The sequence below is a fragment of the Variovorax boronicumulans genome (assembly GCF_019352895.1).
GTDB lineage: Bacteria > Pseudomonadota > Gammaproteobacteria > Burkholderiales > Burkholderiaceae_C > Variovorax > Variovorax boronicumulans_A.
The window spans coordinates 129,695-149,271 of the sequence record NZ_JAAAFX010000008.1 but is presented as its reverse complement, the minus strand read 5'-3'; the positions used below and the strand labels follow the sequence as shown (position 1 = coordinate 149,271).

The following is a 19,577-nucleotide window of genomic DNA, read 5'->3' as shown; positions in this document are numbered from 1 at the left end:
GAAATCGAAATGTCGTTCATTGAAATCCGGGACATCTCCAAGTCCTACGGCGACGTGCCTGTGATCAACGGCCTCTCCATGTCCGTCGAGCAGCACCAGGTCGTGAGCCTGATCGGCCCTTCGGGCTCGGGCAAGTCCACGCTCCTGCGCTGCATCAACGGGCTCGAGCCGATCCACAGCGGCGAGATCCTCGTGCACGGCGACCGCATCACCGGCCCGGGCGTCGACGTCGACGCGCTGCGCCGGCAAATCGGCATCGTGTTCCAGGGCTACAACCTGTTCCCCCACATGACGGTGCTGGAGAACGTGACGCTGGCACCGATCCAGGTGCTCAAGCAGCCCCGCGAAGCGGCCGAGGAGCGCGCCATGACGCTGCTCAAGCGCATCGGCCTGGCGCACAAGGCCAAGGAGTACCCGGACCGCATGTCGGGCGGGCAACAGCAGCGCGTGGCCATCGTGCGTGCGCTGGCCATGGACCCGATGGTGCTGTTGCTCGACGAGATCACCTCGGCGCTCGATCCGGAACTGGTGTCCGAGGTGCTGAACATCGTGCGCGACCTCGCGCAGGAAGGCATGACCATGCTGCTCGCGACCCATGAAATGGGATTTGCGCGCGAGGTCTCTTCCAAGGTGTGTTTTCTGTGCGATGGTTCGGTCTATGAAGAAGGCCCCCCGGAACAGATCTTTGGCGACCCCCAGCGTGAACGCACGCGCGGGTTCCTCCGCAGCATCCGCGAAGCCAAGCGCATCTGACGCCATGAACGCACGTGCCGGAGTCAACTCCAAGACCGCTGTCCGCGCGCGCCATGGTGCGGTGCCGGCGGTGGCCACCGGTGGCCAGCTGACGAGCGGCGGCGCGACGACGCTGCACGAACAGATCAAGGCCTACGTGACGCAGAAGATCCTCGATGGCACCTGGGCCACGGGGCATCGGCTGCCTTCCGAGCACGAGCTGGTTGCGCAGTTCGGCGTCTCGCGCATGACGGTGAACAAGGCGTTGCGCGAACTGGCCGGCAACGGCCGGATCGTGCGCGTCGCGGGCGTCGGCACCTTCGTCGCCGAGGCCAAGCCGCAGTCGACCCTGCTGCAGATCGCCAACATCGCCAACGAGATCCGTGCCCGCGGCCACGACTACAGCTGCCATTGCCTGCTGCAGGAGCGCGTGTCCGCGCCGCCGGACATCGCCGCCTGGCTGGGCCTGCTGCCGGGCCAGTCGGTGTTCCACGTGCTGTGCATCCACCTGGAGAACGAGGTGCCGGTCCAGTTCGAGGACCGCTACGTCAATCCCAAGATGGCGCCGGAGTTTCTCGACCAGGACTTCACGCGAACCACCCCCAGCGAATACCTGGTGGCGCACGTGCCGGTGGACCAGGTCGAGCACTTGGTCGATGCCGTGCTGCCGACGGCCGATCAGGCGCGGCGGCTCGAGATGGCGGTCGAAGAGCCTTGCCTGCAGCTGACCCGCCGGACCTGGTCCCAAGAGGTGCCGATCACCTGGGTGCGCTGCCTGCACCCGGCCTCGCGCTATCGCCTGGGCAGCCGCTTCCGGCCGGGGCCCGACCAAGAGTAAAAAAGCGGCTTCGGCGAGACGCACGCGCTCGACGTGCGTCTCGACTTGCGCCATACTTCGTCCTGACTTGTATATACCTGTCTAGAGCTAAACCATGACAAAGCCTTCCCTTTCGACCTTGACGCTGGCGTCCCAACCCCTGGGCCTGGCCGATCTGCGCCGTGTGCATGCCGGTGCAGTCCGGCTCGCGCTGGCCGACGAGCTGATCCCCGCGCTCGACCGCGCGCACCAGACCGTGCACGACATCGTGGCCGGCGGCGAGGTCGTCTACGGCATCAACACCGGCTTCGGCAAGCTTGCGAGCACCCGCATCGGCAACGACCATCTGGCCGAGCTGCAGCGCAACCTCGTGCTCTCGCACAGCGTGGGCACGGGCGCGCTGCTGTCGTCCGCGGTGGTGCGGCTGGTCATCGTGGCCAAGGCCATGAGCCTGGCGCGCGGCTACTCGGGCGTGCGGCCCGCACTGGTGCATGCGCTCATCGCGCTGTTCAACGCCGGCATCACGCCGGCCATCCCCGCCAAGGGCTCGGTCGGCGCCTCCGGCGACCTCGCACCGCTAGCGCACCTGGCCTGCGTGCTGATCGGCGAAGGCCAGGCCACCATGGCCGACGGGCGTGTGATCAGTGGCGCCGAGGCGATGCGCAGCATCGGCCTCGAACCCTTCGTGCTCGGCCCCAAGGAAGGCCTGGCGCTGCTCAACGGCACGCAGGTGTCGACCGGGCTGGCGCTGGCGGGCCTGTTCGGCGCCGAGAACGTGTTCGCTTCGGCATTGATGTCGGGTGCGCTGTCGCTCGAAGCCATCCAGGGTTCGATCAAGCCCTTCGATGCGCGCATCCATGCGGCACGCGGCCAGCCTGGCCAGATCGCGGTGGCCGCGGCCGTGCGCGAACTGCTCGAGGGCAGCGAGATCGTGCCGTCGCATGCCGATTGCGGCCGCGTGCAGGACCCCTATTCCATCCGCTGCATCCCGCAGGTCATGGGCGCCTGCCTCGACAACCTCGCGCATGCGGCGCGCGTGCTGGTGATCGAGGCCAATGCGGCCTCGGACAACCCGCTGGTCTTCACCGACACCGGTGAAGTCATCTCGGGCGGCAACTTCCACGCCGAGCCCGTGGCCTTCGCGGCCGACATCATCGCGCTGGCGGTGAGCGAGATCGGTGCGATCAGCGAGCGCCGGATCGCGCTGCTGCTCGACACCGGCCTGTCGGGCCTGCCGCCCTTCCTGGTGCACGACGGGGGCCTCAACTCCGGCTTCATGATCGCGCAGGTCACGGCCGCCGCGCTCGCATCCGAGAACAAGTCGCTCGCGCACCCGGCCAGCGTCGACAGCCTGCCCACCTCGGCCAACCAGGAAGACCATGTGTCGATGGCGACCTTCGCGGCGCGCCGGCTCGGCGACATGGTGGACAACACGGCCGTGGTTGTCGGCATCGAAGCCATGTGCGCTGCCCAGGGTATCGAGCTCAAGCGCGGCGGCGGCCTGAAGAGTTCTCCGCTCGTCGAAGCCGAATTCGCCAGGATCCGCACCCAGGTCGCCTTCCTCGAGCGCGACCGCTACCTCGCACCCGACATCGAGGCGATGCGCCAGTGGGCGCTGGCCGCCGATCTGCCGTCCGCCCTGCTGGCCTGCCTGCCCAGCCATTCGTCCAACGCCATTGCCGCCTAGTCGCAGTTGAGGAGAACCGAACCATGAACGCACCCGAAAAAATCGCCACCGACCCGCGCCACGACCCGACCCGCGTGATCCGCGCGCCGCGCGGCAGCACGCTGAGCTGCAAGAGCTGGCTCACCGAAGCGCCGTTCCGCATGCTGCAGAACAACCTCGACGCCGAAGTCGCCGAACGCCCCCAGGACCTGGTGGTGTACGGCGGCATCGGCCGCGCCGCGCGCAACTGGGAGTGCTATGACCAGATCCTCGCCTCCTTGAAGGAACTCGAGGACGACGAGTCGCTGCTGGTGCAGTCGGGCAAGCCGGTCGGCGTGTTCAAGACCCACGCCAATGCGCCGCGCGTGCTGATCGCCAACTCCAACCTGGTGCCCAAGTGGGCGAACTGGGAGAAGTTCAACGAGCTCGACCGCGCGGGCCTGTTCATGTACGGCCAGATGACGGCCGGCAGCTGGATCTACATCGGCGCGCAGGGCATCGTGCAGGGCACTTTCGAGACCTTTGTCGAAGCCGGTCGCCAGCACTACGGCAACGACCTGTCGGGCAAGTGGATCCTCACCGCCGGCCTGGGCGGCATGGGCGGCGCGCAGCCGCTGGCCGGCGTGCTGGCCGGTGCCTGCGTGCTGGCCATCGAATGCCAGCAGTCGAGCATCGACTTCCGCCTGCGCACGCGCTACGTCGACAAGCAGGCCAAGGACCTCGACGACGCGCTGGCGCTGATCGCGCACCACACGGCGAAGAAGGAAGCCGTGTCGATCGCGCTCCTGGGCAACGCGGCCGAGATCGTGCCCGAGCTCGCGCGCCGCGCCAAGGCCGGCACCGCCATCAAGCCCGACCTGGTGACCGACCAGACCTCGGCCCACGACCTGATCCACGGCTACCTGCCCGCGGGCTGGAGCGTGCCGCAATGGCAGGCCGCGATGAAGGACGCATCGCAGCACGCGGCGCTGAGCGCCGCCGCCGCCAGGTCCTGCGTGGTGCATGTGCAGGCCATGCTCGACTTCCAGGCCATGGGCGTGCCCACGGTCGACTACGGCAACAACATCCGCCAAGTCGCCTTCGACGAAGGCGTGGCCAACGCCTTCGACTTCCCCGGCTTCGTGCCCGCCTACATCCGGCCGCTGTTCTGCGAAGGCAAGGGCCCGTTCCGCTGGGTCGCGCTCTCGGGCGACCCGGAGGACATCTACAAGACCGACGCCAAGATCAAGGAGCTGTTCCCCGAGAACAAGCACACGCACCGCTGGCTCGACATGGCGCGCGAGCGCATCGCCTTCCAGGGCCTGCCCGCGCGCATCTGCTGGCTGGGCCTGGGCGAGCGCCACCTCGCGGGCCTGGCCTTCAACGAGATGGTGAAGAACGGCGAGCTCAAGGCGCCGATCGTGATCGGCCGCGACCACCTCGACACCGGTTCGGTCGCGAGCCCGAACCGCGAGACCGAAGCGATGAAGGACGGCACCGACGCGGTGAGCGACTGGCCGCTGCTCAACGCGCTGCTCAACACAGCGGGCGGCGCGACCTGGGTCAGCCTGCACCACGGCGGCGGCGTCGGCATGGGCTACTCGCAGCACGCCGGCATGGTGATCGTGTGCGACGGCACCGAAGCCGCGGCCAAGCGCATCGGCAACGTGCTGTGGAACGACCCGGCCAGCGGCGTGATGCGCCATGCGGACGCGGGCTACGACATCGCGATCGCCACGGCGAAGAAGCAGGACCTCAAGCTGCCGATGGTGAAGTAGGCGCGACGCCATGCCCATGCAACGCTTCTCGCGCGCGCAACTCCGGCCCACACCCTGGAAGAACGGCGGCGGCAGCACACGCGAGATCGCGAGCTGGCCGCCGGGCGCCGGGATCGAGGCCTTCGACTGGCGCGTGAGCATCGCGACCATCGCCGCCAGCGGCCCCTTCTCGGTGTTCGCGGGCGTGGACCGCACGATCATGCTGCTCGAGGGCGACGGCGTGCAGTTGCGTGCGGCCGAGGGCGGCCTCGACCACCGGCTCGACACACCCTTCGCACCCTTTGCCTTCAGTGGCGACGTCGCACTCGATTGCACGCTGCTGGGCAGCGCATCGCACGACTTCAACGTGATGAGCCGGCGTGCGCGCTGTCGCGCAGACGTTCGCGTCCTGGCCGATGCGCAATCGCTGCCTGTTGCATCCGGCGGCTTGCTGATGAGCCTGCACGGCCAATGGCGGGCGGGCGACCAGACACTGTCTGTTGGCGAAGGGCTCTGGTGGGCCGATGTCGCGATGGCGTGGGCACTGACACCCAGCGACGACGACGCACGCCTCGTCGCCGTGCGCTTCCATATGAAATCCCAGGAGACATGACGATGAACACCTTCGATGCCTCGCCTTCGGCCGACGGCCTGTGGACCGGCCTGCGGCTCGCCTCCGATGCCGGCGTGCAGGCCGCCATCGTGGTGGAACAAGGGACCGTGCGCTGGGTCGGCCCGCATGCCGAGCTGCCGGCGGCATTCGCATCGCTGCCTGCACACGACGGCGGCGACGCGCTGGTCACGCCCGGCCTCGTCGATTGCCACACGCACCTGGTCTACGGCGGCCAGCGCGCCAACGAGTTCGCGATGCGGCTGGCCGGCGCAAGCTATGAAGAAGTGGCCAAGGCGGGCGGCGGCATCGTCTCCAGCGTGCGCGCCACACGCGAAGCCAGCGAAGACGAACTGTTCGCGAGCGCATCGCAACGGCTGCAATCGCTGCTGGCCGAAGGCGTGTGCGCGATCGAGATCAAGTCGGGCTACGGCCTGGCGTTGGCCCACGAGCGCAAGCAGCTGCGCGTGGCCCGCCGCCTGGCCGAAGCGCATGGCGTGACGGTGCGCACCACCTTCCTCGGCGCCCATGCCTTGCCGCCAGAGTACGCGGGGCGCAGTGGCGACTACATCGACCTGGTGTGCAACGAGATGCTGCCCGCGCTGGCTGCCGAAGGCCTGGTCGATGCGGTCGACGTGTTCTGCGAGCGCATCGCCTTCTCGCTGGAAGAAACCGAGCGCGTGTTCCAGGCGGCGAAAGCCCTGGGCCTGCCGGTCAAGCTGCATGCCGAACAGCTGTCGGACATGGGCGGTGCGGCGCTGGCCGCGCGCTACGGCGCGCTGTCCTGCGACCACATCGAACACCTCTCGCAGGCCGGCATCGACGCGATGCGCGACGCCGGCACCGTGGCCGTGCTGCTGCCCGGCGCCTTCTACACCTTGCGCGACACCATGGTGCCGCCGATCGCCGCGTTGCGCGCGGCCGGCGTGCCGATGGCCGTCTCGACCGACCACAACCCGGGCACCTCGCCCGCGCTGAGCCTGCTGCTGATGGCCAACATGGCCTGCACGCTGTTCCGCCTGACGGTGCCCGAAGCCATCGCGGGCGTCACGGTGCATGCGGCACGCGCGCTGGGCCTGCAGGACACGCATGGCGCGATCGCTGCCGGCGTGCCGGCGAACTTCGTGCTGTGGGACCTGAATGAAGCCGCGGAACTGGCCTACTGGTTCGGGCAGCGGCCGGTGCGTGGTGTGGTGCGGCAGGGGAGGGTGGTGCTGTGAGCCGGTCTTGCCCCCTCTCCCTCTGGGAGAGGGCGGGGGTGAGGGCTGCAGCCTCACACAACCTGCGCCCGATCCACCGCCCATGCCCTCACCCTGCCCTCTCCCAGAGGGAGAAGGGCGTCCTTCTCCAACGACACCCATGACCCAATCCCTCATCGCAGCCCACGCCCTGCTCCCCACCGGCTGGGCCCGCAACGTCCGCCTGGCCTGGAACGACCAGGGCCGACTGACCCACGTCGAGCCCGACACCGAAGCCACGCCCACGACGAAGGGCCCGCTGATCCCGGGCACCCCCAACCTGCATTCGCACGCCTTCCAGCGCGGCATCGCCGGCCTCACAGAGTTCCGTGGCGCCGAGGCCAGTGACAGCTTCTGGAGCTGGCGCACGCTGATGTACCGCTTCGCCCTGCGGCTCGATCCGGCGCAACTCGAAGCCATCGCGCTCGGGCTCTATGTCGAGATGCTCGAAGCGGGCTACACGTCGGTGTGCGAGTTCCACTACGTGCACCACCAGGGCGACGGCCGGCCCTATGCCGACGATGCCGAACTCGCGCACGCGCTGATGCGCGCCGCGCAGCGCGCGGGCATCGGCCTCACCTTGCTGCCGGTGCTCTACCAGACCAGCGGCTTCGGCGCCAAGCCGCCCAACGAAGGACAGCGGCGCTTCATCCGTTCGACCGATTCGATGCTGCGCCTGCTCGAAAAGCTCAAGCCGCTGTGCGACGCCCAGGGCGCGCGCCTCGGCCTGGCACCGCACTCGCTGCGCGCGGTGCCGCCCGATGCGCTGCGCGAGGCGCTGGCCGGGCTCGACGCCATCGACGCCGGCGCGCCCGTGCACATCCACATCGCCGAGCAGACGCAGGAGGTCGACGACTGCATCGCCTGGAGCGGACAGCGCCCGGTCGCCTGGCTGCTCGACCATGCGCCGGTCGACGCGCGCTGGTGCCTGGTGCATGCCACCCACATGGACGCCGACGAGTACCGCCGCGCGGCCGCCAGCGGCGCCGTCGCGGGCCTGTGCCCGACCACCGAGGCCAACCTCGGCGACGGCCTCTTCGACCTGCCCGCCTGGCGCGCGGCGGATGGCGTGTGGGGCATCGGTTCCGACAGCCACATCTGCGTCAGCGCGGCCGAAGAACTGCTGATGCTCGAATACAGCCAGCGCCTGGCCACGCGCCGGCGCAACGTCGCGGCAGAACCGTCACAGCCCAACGTGGCCACGGCCATGACGCTGGCCGCGGTGCAAGGCGGGGCGCGCGCCTCGGGCCGTGCGCTGGGCGGCCTCGCGGTCGGGCAGCAGGCCGATTTCAGCGTGCTCGACGCCGCGCACCCCGCGCTCGCGAGCCTCGATGCGCCCACCATGCTCTCGTCGCACGTCTTTGCGAGCCACCGCAGCAACGCCATCGATGCGGTCTGGGTCGCGGGCCGCCCGCGCGTGCAGGCCGGTCGCCATCCGCTGCACGACAGCGCCACCGCCGGCTTCGTGGCCGCGCGCCGCCATTTGCTTCAGGAGGACAAGCCATGAGCTTTCACACCACCGAACCCGCCTTCCGCTTCCGCCAGGGCGCGCGCCCCTTGCTGATCTCGATGCCGCATGTCGGCACGCACGTGCCGCCCGCGCTGGCCGCGCGCTTCACCGAAGAGGCGCGCCAGGTGCCCGACACCGACTGGCACCTCGAGCGCCTCTACGACTTCGCCGACGCGCTCGGCGCTTCCGTGCTGGTCGCGACGCACTCGCGCTATGTGATCGACCTCAACCGCGCGCCCGACGGCGCCAGCCTCTACCCGGGCCAGAGCGTCACGGGCCTGTGCCCGGTCGACACCTTCGACGACACGCCGATCTATGCAGCGGCCGACGACGGGCCCGACGAGGCCGAGATCGCCGCGCGCCGCGACGCCATCTGGCACCCGTACCACGCCAAGCTCACCGAAGAGCTGGCGCGCATCAAGGCGCAGCACGGCATCGCCGCGCTGTGGGATGCGCATTCGATCCGCTCGGTGCTGCCACGCTTCTTCGAAGGCAAGCTGCCCGACCTGAACCTGGGCACCGGCAAGGGCACGAGCTGCGACCCCGCGCTCGCGCAGACGCTGCGCGGCATCGCGGAGAACGCGCCGGGCTACACCGGCGTGCTCAACGGCCGCTTCACCGGCGGCTACATCACGCGCCACCACGGCCAGCCCGCGCAGGACGTGCATGCGGTGCAGCTGGAGATGACGCAGTCGAGCTACATGCAGGAGGCGCTGCCCTTCGACTATCTGCCCGCGGCCGCCGCGGGCGTGCAGCCGCATGTGCGGCGCATGCTGGAGGCGGTGCTGGCTTTCGTCGAGACGCCGCGTGGCTGACAGGCCGGCTTCATTGGGGCGTACATGAGGCCTTCGCAACGAGATCGATACAGTGCGGGGCCGAGCTTGCTGCGCGTCTGCAAGCCGGCGATACAGGCGCAGGGCCGCGACGCCGAAGCACCTCGATCGCATGGCGTCGATCAGGTCCCAGTCAGCGCTTCACGGCGTTGAATGCCGCCGTCGTGTACGGCACCGTGAGGGATTCCTTGCCGCGCAGTGCCGGCGTCGCTGCGATCAGCGCTCGCACCTGGTCTTCGATCTTCGCGCGCTCCGGAGCCGCGAGCGCGGCGATGAAACTGGTCGATCGCACCCGATGGAGAATCACGTCTTCGACGGCACCGTGATGGCCGTGGGAGAAATGCTGTTCCTGCAGCGGCCCGAAGCCTGCGGCCGGAAACACCTTGCGCCAGGCCCCGGTGTAGTAGCGCGGTGCATCGCCTTCGGCCTGGTTCACGATGCGGTCGAGCTGCGCGACCCAATCCAGACGGGCATCCCGCATGTTCCATACGAGGCCCAGCTGACCGCCAGGCTTGAGCACACGCCGAATCTCGCTCAGCGCCTCGGCCGTGGCAAACCAGTGAAAGGCCTGTGCGCAGACCACCGCATCGACGGATGCATCCGGCAGCGACATGGCCGTCGCCGTACCCGATAGCGCCTCGACCTGCGGCAATGCATCCGAGAGCCTGGCAAGCATCGGCGCCACCGGCTCCACGGCAATCACCTTGGCGCCTGTTGCCACCAGGCGGGGGGTGAATTTTCCGGTGCCCGCGCCCAGGTCCACCACCGTCTTGCCTGCAGTCAGTCCAAGTGTGTCGCGCAGCCAAGCCGTGATCTCGGGCGGATAGTCGGGCCTGCCGCGCACATAGCTGTCTGCCGCGGTGAGATAGCCATCGGCTGCGGCGTGGTGGAGGGTCGAAGCGGTGGTGTGAGACTGTGGCATTTCAGCGTTCCCGTGCGATGGCCTTCAGTTTATGCCTCGCCCTTCCGGGGTCGTCGGGCGCTCGCCGATCACACGACGCCTGCCGGGGAAACGATGGCGGTTCATTGCGCAACTCGCCACAGGCGAAGCCGGTCATCTGCCTGAGCCAGTTCGTCATGCAGCCCTCTTGGCAAGGTGAGCGCCTGGCAGGCTTTCCGTACTGTCGCTTCCGGCCACTGAAAATCAGTGGCAGCGTTCACCGAGGATACGATCGTCGGTGGTTCTGGTTGAGAAACTGGGATTTGAAGCGCCGGTGGCGGTGCCAACCTACCATGGCTTCGGTCGTGACGGCCGTCAACCAAGGGCAACCCTTCAAGAAGGCCGTACATGCGCGATGACCCCCGGTGAGATCGATTCGGCGTCCAAACGAGGAATCTTCTGCCTGGCGAATCGGATCGAAGCGGGTGCGGCACTCGAAGCAATGCAGACGCTGGGCGCACCGGGTCCACGAAGCCATCACGCAGGGCAAAGGAATGAACCATGACTCGGATCGACCTGTACTCGAACGACACGCACAGAACGCAAGTCGTCTCGCTTTGGCAGCAGGTCTTCGGCCACGCGGGGGGCCATAACGATGCGTGTGTGGCCATCGACAAGAAAGTCGAAGCCAATGACGGATTTTTTTTCGTGGCCTTGCGGGACGGCAGGGTTATCGGCACCACGCTCGCCGGCTATGACGGGCATCGCGGATGGCTCTACAGCGTGGCGGTGCATCCGCTGTACCGCCAACGGGGCGTCGGCTCGGCACTGGTCGCCCATGCCGAGGCAGCACTCACGCGTCGCGGTTGCATGAAGATCAATCTGCAGATCGTGAGCGGCAATGAAAGCGTGGCGGCGTTCTACGAGGCGCTGGGTTTCGCTGTCGAACCGCGTGTGAGCATGGGGAAGAAAGTCGCTGCCAACATCCCGGGTGCCTGACTGTGCGACGCCACCGCTGGCCGCAGCTGAGAATCTCGGAAGCATGCATTGATCAACTCAGGGGTATGGCCATGACTACACTGCAGAAGCTGCGCGGAGACCCTAGGATCGAGATTCCCCTGCGGGGCCGAACGCTGACGATCTACGGGCAGGGCGCGCGACTGGGTCTGTTTTCCTTCGTGGCGACCGTGGTGCTTTTCAACTTGCCCTGGCATTGGATCCCCGGACTGGGCGACGTGCTTCAAGCGCTGGTTGCGGCAGCTGGCTTCTATCTTTCCGCAGCGCTGATCGGTTCGCTCAGGCCCACGGCCATGGACGCCGAGACCTCGTCACGACCCTGGTTCTGACACCACCGAACGTGACGCCCGTCACGCTGCCTCGGTTGCGAAGGTCCTGTCCATGGGCGCTCAGCAGCGCCGCCATTTGCTCAGGCCCGAGCCTCTGCCTCGTCCTCGATCCGGTTGCGCAGCACCCCGAGCCCGTCGATCTCCACCTCGACCGTGTCGCCGTGCTTCATCCACAGCGGCGGTTGGCGTGCCACGCCGACGCCGGCGGGTGTGCCCATGGCGATGACGTCGCCGGGCTCGAGCGTCATGCATTCGCTCAGCAGCACCAGCGTCTCCTGCACGCCGAAGAGCATGTCGCGGGTGTTCGCGTCCTGCACGGTCGCACTGTTGAGCCGGCACTGGATGCGCAGGCCTTCCGCACCCGGCGGCAGTTCGTCGGCCGTGGCCACGAAGGGGCCGAGCGGGCCGGTACCGTCGAAGTTCTTGCCCAGGGTCCATTGCGGCGTGCGGCGCTGGTAGTCACGCACCGAGATGTCGTTGAAGCAGGCATAGCCGAACACCGCGTCGAGCGCCTGCGGCCCGCTGGCCTGGTGCAGGCGTCGACCGATCACCACGGCCAGCTCGGCCTCGAAATCGAGCTGCTCGGAAATGCGCGGGCGCTTGACGGGCGCGCCGGGCGCAGCCAGTGAGGTGGCGCTGCGCAGGAAGATCCACGGATGTTCGGGGCGCTCGCGTCCGCCTTCCTTCGCATGGTCGGCGTAGTTGAGGCCCAGGCAGACGATCTTGCCCGGGCGCGCGACGGCGGGTGCGAGCTGGAGCGTGGCCAGCGCATGGCGTGGCGCGCTGGCGCGCACTGCCGACAGCAGCGCGCTCAGGTCGCGGCCTTGCGCGAGTGCCGTGCCCAGGTCGGTCACGCCCTCCGGGCCGGCGCCCAGATCGACCACATCGTCGCCTTCGATGGCGCCCAGACGCGGGCCTTGGGCGGAGAGAAAGGAGACCAGTTTCATGAGGATACGGTGCCTGCGGGTTGAGGGGGGCGTTTGCCGCCGCCGCCGTCGATGGTATGGATGGAACCGCTGATGTAGGCCGCGCGCGGCGAGGCCAGGAACACGATCAGGTCGGCCACTTCCTCGGGATGCGCGGGCCGGCCCAGCGGCAGTTCGTCGAACAGTTCCTGCACGCGCGCGTCGTCGCCCCAGCGTCGAATGGACTCGGCGCGTTTGAGCTGGCGTGAGCGTTCGGTGCCGACCGCACCCGGGTTCACGCCGACCACGCGCACGTTGTCGAACAGGCTCATCGAACCCAGCGAGCGCGTGAAGCTCATCAGGGCCGCGTTGGCGGTGGCGCCCGCGATGTAGCCGAAATTCGCGGCCTCGCCCGCGGCGCCGATGTTGTTGACGATCACGCCGCCGCGCCCGCGCAGGGTCTCGTAGGCCAGACGGCACAGCTGGATGTAGCCCATCAGCTTGAGCTCCCAGGCCTGGCGCCAGCGCACGTCGTCCACCTGCAGCAAGGTGCCGCCGGGAATGTCGCCCGCGTTGTTGACCAGGATGTCGATGTCGCTCAGGCGACGCGCGAAGGCCTGCAGCTGATCCGCATCGCGCAGGTCGGTGGGTGCGACCTCCACCGCTGCACCGTGTTGCGCATGCACCGCATCGGCCAAGGCCTGCAGGCGCGTCGCGTCACGCGCGCACAGCAGCAGGTGGGCGCCTTCGGCCGCGAAGGCGTGCGCGGTCGCGGCGCCGATGCCCGCCGATGCGCCCGTGATCGCGACCCGGCGGCCGCGCAGTTTCATGTCCATGGGAGTGCCTCCAGGCGTGCGGAGCACGCATCGATCGTCTCAGTCATTCTTGATCTTCGCTTCGCGCACCACTTCGCCCCATTTGCGCGTGTCGGCGGCGATCACGCGCGCGAGTTCCTCGGGCGTGCTGCCCACCACGATCACACCACGTTCCTGCGCGAGCCGGGCCACGTCGGGCGAGTGCAGGGCACGAACGATGTGCTCGTTGAGCTTGGCAGCGATGGCTGGCGGCAGATGCGGCGGCGCCACCATGCCGATCCAGTTGGTGGCCTCGAAGCCCTTGAGCACCGTCGAGATCGGTGGCACCTCAGGAGCCTGCGGCTGGGGTGTGGCGCTCGCCACACCCAGCGCCTTGATGCGGCCGCTCTTGATGAAGGGCATGGCCGCCGGAACGGTCTCGAACATGAGCTGCACCTTGCCCGAGAGCAGGTCCTGCATGGCGGGGGCACTGCCGGTGTAGGGCACGTGCGTCACGCGCGCCCCCACGGCCTGGTTGAGCAGTTCGCCTTCGAGATGGCCGCTGGAGCCGTTGCCCTGCGAGGCGAAGTTGAGTGCGGCGGCGTTGGCGCGCATGTAGGGCGGGAGCTCGGCGAGGCTGTTCACCGGCAGGCTTGCCGGCACCACGAGGATGTTCGCGAAGGTCACGGCCTGCGACAGCGGCGTCAGCTCCTGCGGCTGGTAGCCGAGGTTCTTGTAGATCAACGGGTTGATGGCCAGCGTGCTCATGGGCACAGAGCCGATCGTGTAGCCGTCGGGTTGTGCGCGGGCCACGAAGGCCGTGCCGATGGCGCCGTTGGCGCCGGACTTGTTCTCCACGATCACCGGCGTCGCCAGCGAGTCGCTCATCTGGCGCGCGACCGCACGAGCGATCATGTCGCCCAGTCCGCCGGGCGGGTAGGGGTTGACGATGGTGATCGCCTTGCCGGGCGCCGGGAACTGCGCCGAGGCCCAGGTGGCGCTGGCGGCCAGCAGCGTGATGAGAATGCACTTCAATTGTTTTTTCATGGTTGTCTCCGTCGGGTGGGAAGTGGAATCACGCACTCATTGCGTGCCCCGCACGCTGTGCCAGTGCAGCTCGGTGGCGGACACGGTCATGACCCGCTCCCAGGGCCAGCGCTCGATCGCATCGCGTGCCGGATGCAGGTCGACAGCACGCGCGGCCTTGAAGATCGCGCGGACGCGGTGCTGCTCCTGCAGCACGCGGATGTCGCGCGCGGGGTCGCCGTCGATCACCAGGATGTCGGCCCACATGCCCGGTGCCAGCACGCCGACCTGGCCGGGGTCGACCGTGAAGCCGGCATTGCGCGTGGCGCAGGTGATAGCCTCCAGCGGCGTCATGCCGATGTGCTCCACGAAGATCTCGAGCTCGCGCGCGTGCCACTGCCCGAAGGGCGTGATGGAGAAGCCGCTGTCGGTGCCCGTGATCAGGGTCACGCCGTTGCGGTAGGCATGGCGCAGCACTTTGATGGCCGTCTCGAAGGTGTGGCGGATGCGCTCGATGCGCCCGGCCGAGCAGCCCACCAGGTGGCCGTAGTCGGCGATGTTCGCCATGAAGGTCAGCGTCGGGCACAAGGGGATGCCGCTCGCGGCCAGGCGGTCGCACTGCGCCTGCGTCATGTAGTCGCCATGCATGATCCAGTCCATGCCGGCGTCGATGCAGTCGACCACCGCGACGCCGCTGCGCGCATGCGCGGCCGCGCGGCGGCCATGGCGGTGGGCCTCGTCGACGATCACCTTGAGCTCCTCGCTGCGGAAGGCCGGCACGCTGCCGCCGCCCGGCGTCAGGGTCGAGGATTCGCCGCTGGCCGCGACCTTGACGAAGTCGACACCGTTCTTCACCTGGCGCCGCACTTCGGTGAGCATCTGCGACACGTCATGCGTGAGTGCGCCCACGCCCGAGGGCGGCGTGCCGACCCAGCTGGGGAAATAATCGGCCAGGCCGGTCTGCGTGGTGAGGTACTTGCCGGCGGCCGACATGCGCGGGCCGTCGACGATGCCGGCGCGGATCGCATCGCGCACCGCCACGGCCACGTTCCAGCTGCCGCCCGGATCGCTCACCGAGGTCACGCCCGAGCGCAGCACCTTGCCCGCATGCCAGCCCGCGCGCAGCGCGCGGTATTCGGCCGAACCGTAGAGGTCCTGCTCCTCGATGCTGCGGGCCTCGCCGTAGCTCAGGTGGCAGTGGGCGTCGATCAGGCCGGGCATCACGGTCAGGCCCGTGGCATCGAAGGCGATGTCGGCGTCCGCGGGCAGCGGCACCGGCGCCGCCGCGTCGTCGACCAGCCGGACTTCGGCGATGCGGCCTTCGTCCATGCGCAGCCACTGCAGCGGCTGGGGCGGCGCACCGCTGCCATCGATGAGCATGCCGTGGGTGATGTAGCGGCTCATTGTCGGGCCAGCTCCACGTCGGCGATCGCGCGCGTGCCCAGCGTGCCGGCGAGGAATTCGTCGAGCAGTCGGTTGAAGGCCGTCGCGTTCTCGAGATAGGGCGAATGCGCGGTGTCGGCGATCACCGCCAGCCGGCTGCCGGGCAGCAGCGCGTGCGCGGCCTGGCCGATCGCCAGCGGCACGACCGGATCGACCGCGCCCCAGACCAGCAGCTTGGGCACGTCGACCGCCGCCAGCTGCGGTCCGGCCACGTCGTCGTCGAGGCGCTCGCCGATGTACCGGCCCAGGCGTGTCAACGCATCGACCGCACCCGGCGAGTTGTTGATGCGGTGCTCCTCGTCGATCCACTGCGGCGTGACGAGGCGCGGGTCGCGCACGATGCGGGTGAACTTGGTGGCCACCGCGTCGCGGCTCTGCTTGCTCGCGCCGCCCTGGATGCGCGCCCGCGCATCGGCGCCGATGGGCACCAATCCCATGCTGCCCACCAGTACCAGGGCGCGCACGGCCTGCGGGCGCGCCACGGTCAGCCGGGCCGCCACATGGCCACCGAGCGAGGTGCCGACCACCACCGCGGCCCGGCCCGGGCACATCTGTTCGAGAAAAGCCGCGGCGAAGTCGGCGTAGTCGGGCACGGTGCACAGCGCCTGCGCGTCCTTCTGCGCGAAGCCATGGCCCGGCAGGTCGATGGCAAAGGCGCGGCGACCGGCCGCGGCCTGCGCCGCGAGGTTGTGCGTCCAGCGTCCCGCGTGGTTGGCCGTGCCGTGCAGGAAGAGGATCGGCGGGCCGTCAGCCGGGCCGGCTTCGAGGACGCGGGTCAGCACGCCCTGCACGTCGAGGGGGTAGGTGATCATGGTTCGGGGTTCCTGAAGAAAGGAGAGGGAGCCGGGTGTGCGTTCAGGCGCCCAGCCATTCGCGCAGCACCTCGTCGGTGTCGCGGCCCAGCGGCGGCGGATGCCGCCCCGCAGGCGACGTCTCGCCGTGGAAGCGGATCGCGCTGGCCGCCACGCGCAGCGCGTCGCCGCTGTCGCTGTGCAGCGTCTGCACCATGCCTCGGGCCTGCGCATGCGCGCTCTGGAGCGCGCCATCGACGGGCGTGACCACGGCGGCTGGCACGCTGGCCGCCATCAGCCGTGCGGCCCAATCGGCCGCGTGGCGCTGCAGGAAGGCGGCGTCGAGTTCGGTCCACAGCGCATGGCGGTGGCGAAAGCGCTCGGCGTTGCTCGCGTAGCGCGCGTCGGCCAGCAGGTCTTCGCGCGCCAGCACGCGCGCCATCTGCTGCCACATGGCGTCGGTGTTGGCGGTGACGATGATGCTGGCGCCGTCGCCGGCGACAAAGGCCCGGTAGGTCGGGATCGAATCGTGCGCGCTGCCCTGCGGGCCGGGCACCTGGCCGGCGTGCAGGTAGTAGGCGGCCTGGTAGCTCAGCATCGCGAGCTGGCAATCGAGCATGGCGATGTCGACCCAGCGGCCCTTGCCGCTGGCGCGTGCCTCGGCCAGCGCCGCCAGGATGCCGATCACGCCATAGAGGCCGGCCGACAGATCGGCCAGCGGCACGCCGGCGCGCACCGGCCTGCCCTCGGGCTCGCCCGTGAGGCTCATGCCGCCCGAGAGTGCCTGCACCACCATGTCGTAGGCCGGCCAGTCGCGCCACGGGCCCTCCTGGCCGAAGCCGCTGATCGAGCACCAGACCAGCGCGGGCTTGGCGGCCGACAGTGCGGCATAGCCGAGGCCGAGCCGGTCCATCACGCCGGGCCTGAAGTTCTCGACGATGACGTCGGCCGCGAGCGCCAGGCGGCGCACGCGCGCGACGTCCTCGGGGTTCTTCAGCTCGGCCACCACGCTGCGCTTGTTGCGGTTCACGCCCAGGTAGTAGAGGCTGTCGGCGCCCGCGAAGTGCGGCGGAATGGTGCGCGCGAGTTCGCCCTGAGGCGGCTCGACCTTGACCACGTCGGCGCCCAGGTCGCCGAGGATCATGGTGCCGAAAGGGCCCGAGAGGAACTGCGTGAAGTCCAGCACGCGCAGGCCTGCGAGCGGCGCGGCGGCTGCCGCTGCGGTGCTCATCGGGCGGCCTTTGTGCGTTCCTCGGCCTGCCCGAGCGCACGCGAGAGGGCCTGCGCCTGCTGCCGCGCGGTGTCCGCCAGGCGCTCGTGCGCAGCCTTCGCATAGCGCAGCTCGGGCACGGTGAAGCCGAGGCTGCCGCAGACCGTGCCGCTGGCGTCGAATACCGGCGCGAAGATGCCCACCGCACCGGGAATCCGCTGGCCGAAGGTGTGGGCGTAGCCGCGGGTGCGGATCGGCGGCAGCGCGGCCAGCACGCGCTGCGCCTCGGCCTTGCTCAGCTCGCCGCGCTCGACTTCGGCGGCCACGATCTCCTGCGCGCGCTCGACCTCAAGCCAGGCCAGGATCGACAGGCCCGAGGCGCCCGTGGTCAGGCGCAGCGGCGTGTCCAGTGGCACGCGGTAGTCGAGCAGGTGGGTCGATTCCGCGGCACGGGCGAACTGCACACGCCAGGCCCGCGCATCGAGCAGGCAAAGGTAGGCCGATTCGTCGACTGCCTGCACGGCCGCCTGCAGGAAGGGCGCGGCCAGTGCGCGGATCGGCATCCGGCCCACCACATGGCTGGCCATGCGGAAGAAGGCCGGGCCCGGACGGAAGGTGCGCGTTGCGGCATCGCGCTCGACCATGTCTTCGCGCGCCAGCAACTCCAGCAGCCGGTGCATGGTGGACAGCGGCAGGTTGAGCCGGTCCGCCAGTTCCTTCATCGCGAGCGGCGCAGGCGCCGCGGCGATCTCGCGCAGCACCATCAGCACGCGGGCGACGGTGCCGGTCTCGCGTTCGGCGGTTGCGGTGCCGGGGGGCGCCCGTTTCGCGGGCGTGCCGTGGGGCAATCGCGCCGCGTTCATGCCGCGCTCCCGAAGATGTGGATGCAGCAGGCGCCGTGATCGAAGCCGGCCGTGCCGCCGCCGGTCACGTGCGTGAGGCCATGGCGCGCACCCGCCACCTGCCGCTGTTCGGCGCGGCCCTGCAGCTGGCGCACGATCTCGACGATCTGCGCGGCACCGCTGGCGCCCACCGGGTGGCCCTTGGAGAGCAAACCGCCGCTGGGGTTGACCACGCAACTGCCGCCCAGCGAGGTGGCGCCGTCGTGCAGCAGCCGGGGCGCCTCGCCGTGCGCACACAGGCCCAGCGCCTCGTAGTAGAGCAGCTCCGCGATCGAGAAGGCGTCATGGCATTCGAGCACGTCGAGGTCCTGCGGCCCGAGGCCTGCCTCCTCGTAGCTTTCGGCGCTGCAGCGCACCGTGATCTCGGGCGTGGTCATGTCGCGCGCGCCGCTGACGAAGCGGCCTGAGGTGAGATGGCTCGCGAGCACGCGCACCGGCCGCGCGATCGAGGCGTGGCGTCCGTCGGCTGGCCCGAGCACCAGCGCGGCCGCGCCGTCGCTGGCCGGGCAGCACTGCAGCAGCGTGAGCGGATCCGCCACGCGCCGCGAGGCCAGCACCTGCTCGACGGTGACCGGCTCGCGGTACTGCGCATAGGGCGTGAGCGCGCCGTGGCGGCGCGACTTCACGGACACCGCCGCGAGATCGTGCGCGGTGTAGCCGCCGTCGTGCAGGTAGCGCTGTGCGCGCATCGCGTAGAGCGCGGGCATCACCATGCCGTTGGCCACCTCGATGTCCTCGCCGTCGAGCGGCAGCGTGCCGCCGCCCAGCGCCGAAAGCTTTTCGACGCCGACCACCAGCGCGTAGTCGATCAGGCCACTGCCGATGGCCACCACCGCTTCGTGGAAGGCGGTGGCGCTGGACGAGCAGGCGTTCTCGACGTTGACCACGGGCAGGCCCGTAAGGCCGGTCTCGCGAGCGATGCGCTGGCCCATCATCCAGCCGCCCAGCGCCGAGCCGCAGAAGAGCTTCTGCAGCCGGTCGCGTGGCAGGCGGCACTCGAGCAGAGCCTCCAGCACGGCCGGGCGCGCGATGCGCGGCGCCGGGATATCGGGGTACTTCGCGAAGGGAACGATGCCCGTGCCCAGCACGCTCACGGGACGAAGAGTGGAAGTGTTCATGTGTCTTGTGGCGAGGGCCT

General features: G+C 69.4%; 19 protein-coding genes. 10 read left to right on the top strand and 9 right to left on the bottom strand.

Translation table 11 applies throughout. From position 1 onward, the window contains the following. Positions 1 to 9: 9 nt before the first annotated feature. From K0H49_RS18980 to hutG, 8 genes are all read left to right on the top strand, one after another. Positions 10 to 753: an amino acid ABC transporter ATP-binding protein gene (locus K0H49_RS18980; protein ID WP_219215789.1), complete on the top strand. Its 744-nt coding sequence runs from the start codon at positions 10 to 12 to the stop codon at positions 751 to 753. A 4-nt stretch (positions 754 to 757) separates the two neighbouring features. Then, complete coding sequence (gene hutC / locus K0H49_RS18975; protein ID WP_219215787.1) at positions 758 to 1,570, top strand: histidine utilization repressor; 813 nt, start codon at positions 758 to 760, stop codon at positions 1,568 to 1,570. A 94-nt stretch (positions 1,571 to 1,664) separates the two neighbouring features. After that, positions 1,665 to 3,236 carry a histidine ammonia-lyase gene (gene hutH, locus K0H49_RS18970; protein WP_219215786.1) on the top strand — a complete coding sequence of 524 codons (1,572 nt, stop codon included), beginning with the start codon at positions 1,665 to 1,667 and terminating at the stop codon, positions 3,234 to 3,236. Between the two features lie 23 nt (positions 3,237 to 3,259). Next, on the top strand, positions 3,260 to 4,972 hold the full coding sequence (hutU, locus tag K0H49_RS18965) for a urocanate hydratase (RefSeq protein WP_219215784.1): 1,713 nt from the start codon (positions 3,260 to 3,262) through the stop codon (positions 4,970 to 4,972). Positions 4,973 to 4,988: 16 nt separating this feature from the next. After that, entirely contained in the window at positions 4,989 to 5,564 is a 576-nt protein-coding gene (locus K0H49_RS18960) for a HutD/Ves family protein (RefSeq protein ID WP_219215891.1), read from the top strand. Between the two features lie 2 nt (positions 5,565 to 5,566). After that, positions 5,567 to 6,781: an imidazolonepropionase gene (gene hutI / locus K0H49_RS18955; protein WP_257624997.1), complete on the top strand. Its 1,215-nt coding sequence runs from the start codon at positions 5,567 to 5,569 to the stop codon at positions 6,779 to 6,781. 139 nt (positions 6,782 to 6,920) lie between these two features. Next, positions 6,921 to 8,306, top strand: a complete 1,386-nt coding sequence (locus tag K0H49_RS18950; protein WP_219215780.1) for a formimidoylglutamate deiminase — start codon at positions 6,921 to 6,923, stop codon at positions 8,304 to 8,306. Then, on the top strand, positions 8,303 to 9,124 hold the full coding sequence (gene hutG / locus K0H49_RS18945; RefSeq protein WP_219215778.1) for an N-formylglutamate deformylase: 822 nt from the start codon (positions 8,303 to 8,305) through the stop codon (positions 9,122 to 9,124). The genes K0H49_RS18950 and hutG overlap by 4 nt, the downstream gene beginning before the upstream one ends. A 151-nt stretch (positions 9,125 to 9,275) precedes the next feature. Here hutG and K0H49_RS18940 read toward each other — a convergent pair whose 3' ends face one another. Beyond that, positions 9,276 to 10,064 (bottom strand): class I SAM-dependent methyltransferase, encoded by a 789-nt coding sequence (locus tag K0H49_RS18940; protein ID WP_219215776.1) that lies wholly within the window; start codon positions 10,062 to 10,064, stop codon positions 9,276 to 9,278. Positions 10,065 to 10,583: 519 nt separating this feature from the next. On the opposite strand from K0H49_RS18940, the gene K0H49_RS18935 reads away from it, so the two are divergent. Beyond that, a complete protein-coding gene (locus K0H49_RS18935) occupies positions 10,584 to 11,021 on the top strand; it encodes a GNAT family acetyltransferase (RefSeq protein WP_219215774.1) in 438 nt (145 codons plus the stop codon). A gap of 71 nt (positions 11,022 to 11,092) precedes the next feature. Beyond that, entirely contained in the window at positions 11,093 to 11,368 is a 276-nt protein-coding gene (locus K0H49_RS18930) for a hypothetical protein (RefSeq protein WP_219215772.1), read from the top strand. An 80-nt stretch (positions 11,369 to 11,448) separates the two neighbouring features. Here K0H49_RS18930 and K0H49_RS18925 read toward each other — a convergent pair whose 3' ends face one another. Genes K0H49_RS18925 through K0H49_RS18890 form a run of 8 tightly spaced genes read right to left on the bottom strand, consistent with a single transcriptional unit; the run spans position 11,449 to position 19,557 of the window. Beyond that, positions 11,449 to 12,315 (bottom strand): fumarylacetoacetate hydrolase family protein, encoded by an 867-nt coding sequence (locus tag K0H49_RS18925; RefSeq protein WP_219215769.1) that lies wholly within the window; start codon positions 12,313 to 12,315, stop codon positions 11,449 to 11,451. Beyond that, positions 12,312 to 13,109: a short-chain dehydrogenase/reductase gene (locus K0H49_RS18920; RefSeq protein ID WP_219215767.1), complete on the bottom strand. Its 798-nt coding sequence runs from the start codon at positions 13,107 to 13,109 to the stop codon at positions 12,312 to 12,314. The genes K0H49_RS18925 and K0H49_RS18920 overlap by 4 nt, the downstream gene beginning before the upstream one ends. A 39-nt stretch (positions 13,110 to 13,148) precedes the next feature. Continuing rightward, entirely contained in the window at positions 13,149 to 14,114 is a 966-nt protein-coding gene (locus K0H49_RS18915) for a Bug family tripartite tricarboxylate transporter substrate binding protein (RefSeq protein ID WP_219215765.1), read from the bottom strand. Positions 14,115 to 14,150: 36 nt separating this feature from the next. Further along, a complete protein-coding gene (locus K0H49_RS18910) occupies positions 14,151 to 15,497 on the bottom strand; it encodes a metal-dependent hydrolase family protein (RefSeq protein WP_219215764.1) in 1,347 nt (448 codons plus the stop codon). Further along, entirely contained in the window at positions 15,494 to 16,348 is an 855-nt protein-coding gene (locus K0H49_RS18905) for an alpha/beta fold hydrolase (protein ID WP_219215761.1), read from the bottom strand. Before K0H49_RS18905 ends, K0H49_RS18910 begins: the two co-directional genes overlap by 4 nt. A gap of 43 nt (positions 16,349 to 16,391) precedes the next feature. Beyond that, entirely contained in the window at positions 16,392 to 17,558 is a 1,167-nt protein-coding gene (locus K0H49_RS18900) for a CaiB/BaiF CoA transferase family protein (protein WP_219215759.1), read from the bottom strand. Continuing rightward, positions 17,555 to 18,400 (bottom strand): IclR family transcriptional regulator, encoded by an 846-nt coding sequence (locus K0H49_RS18895; RefSeq protein WP_219215757.1) that lies wholly within the window; start codon positions 18,398 to 18,400, stop codon positions 17,555 to 17,557. The genes K0H49_RS18900 and K0H49_RS18895 overlap by 4 nt, the downstream gene beginning before the upstream one ends. Then, positions 18,397 to 19,557 (bottom strand): thiolase family protein, encoded by a 1,161-nt coding sequence (locus K0H49_RS18890; RefSeq protein WP_219215755.1) that lies wholly within the window; start codon positions 19,555 to 19,557, stop codon positions 18,397 to 18,399. The genes K0H49_RS18895 and K0H49_RS18890 overlap by 4 nt, the downstream gene beginning before the upstream one ends. Positions 19,558 to 19,577: the final 20 nt, after the last annotated feature.

Excerpts from the sequence above, each read along its gene's own strand:
- K0H49_RS18980 (WP_219215789.1), top strand. The coding sequence starts at position 10 with ATGTCGTTCATTGAAATCCGGGACATCTCCAAGTCCTACGGCGACGTG.
- hutC (WP_219215787.1), top strand. The coding sequence starts at position 758 with ATGAACGCACGTGCCGGAGTCAACTCCAAGACCGCTGTCCGCGCGCGC.
- hutH (WP_219215786.1), top strand. The coding sequence starts at position 1,665 with ATGACAAAGCCTTCCCTTTCGACCTTGACGCTGGCGTCCCAACCCCTG.
- hutU (WP_219215784.1), top strand. The coding sequence starts at position 3,260 with ATGAACGCACCCGAAAAAATCGCCACCGACCCGCGCCACGACCCGACC.
- K0H49_RS18960 (WP_219215891.1), top strand. The coding sequence starts at position 4,989 with ATGCAACGCTTCTCGCGCGCGCAACTCCGGCCCACACCCTGGAAGAAC.
- hutI (WP_257624997.1), top strand. The coding sequence starts at position 5,567 with ATGAACACCTTCGATGCCTCGCCTTCGGCCGACGGCCTGTGGACCGGC.
- K0H49_RS18950 (WP_219215780.1), top strand. The coding sequence starts at position 6,921 with ATGACCCAATCCCTCATCGCAGCCCACGCCCTGCTCCCCACCGGCTGG.
- hutG (WP_219215778.1), top strand. The coding sequence starts at position 8,303 with ATGAGCTTTCACACCACCGAACCCGCCTTCCGCTTCCGCCAGGGCGCG.
- K0H49_RS18940 (WP_219215776.1), bottom strand. The coding sequence starts at position 10,064 with ATGCCACAGTCTCACACCACCGCTTCGACCCTCCACCACGCCGCAGCC.
- K0H49_RS18935 (WP_219215774.1), top strand. The coding sequence starts at position 10,584 with ATGACTCGGATCGACCTGTACTCGAACGACACGCACAGAACGCAAGTC.
- K0H49_RS18930 (WP_219215772.1), top strand. The coding sequence starts at position 11,093 with ATGACTACACTGCAGAAGCTGCGCGGAGACCCTAGGATCGAGATTCCC.
- K0H49_RS18925 (WP_219215769.1), bottom strand. The coding sequence starts at position 12,315 with ATGAAACTGGTCTCCTTTCTCTCCGCCCAAGGCCCGCGTCTGGGCGCC.
- K0H49_RS18920 (WP_219215767.1), bottom strand. The coding sequence starts at position 13,109 with ATGGACATGAAACTGCGCGGCCGCCGGGTCGCGATCACGGGCGCATCG.
- K0H49_RS18915 (WP_219215765.1), bottom strand. The coding sequence starts at position 14,114 with ATGAAAAAACAATTGAAGTGCATTCTCATCACGCTGCTGGCCGCCAGC.
- K0H49_RS18910 (WP_219215764.1), bottom strand. The coding sequence starts at position 15,497 with ATGAGCCGCTACATCACCCACGGCATGCTCATCGATGGCAGCGGTGCG.
- K0H49_RS18905 (WP_219215761.1), bottom strand. The coding sequence starts at position 16,348 with ATGATCACCTACCCCCTCGACGTGCAGGGCGTGCTGACCCGCGTCCTC.
- K0H49_RS18900 (WP_219215759.1), bottom strand. The coding sequence starts at position 17,558 with ATGAGCACCGCAGCGGCAGCCGCCGCGCCGCTCGCAGGCCTGCGCGTG.
- K0H49_RS18895 (WP_219215757.1), bottom strand. The coding sequence starts at position 18,400 with ATGAACGCGGCGCGATTGCCCCACGGCACGCCCGCGAAACGGGCGCCC.
- K0H49_RS18890 (WP_219215755.1), bottom strand. The coding sequence starts at position 19,557 with ATGAACACTTCCACTCTTCGTCCCGTGAGCGTGCTGGGCACGGGCATC.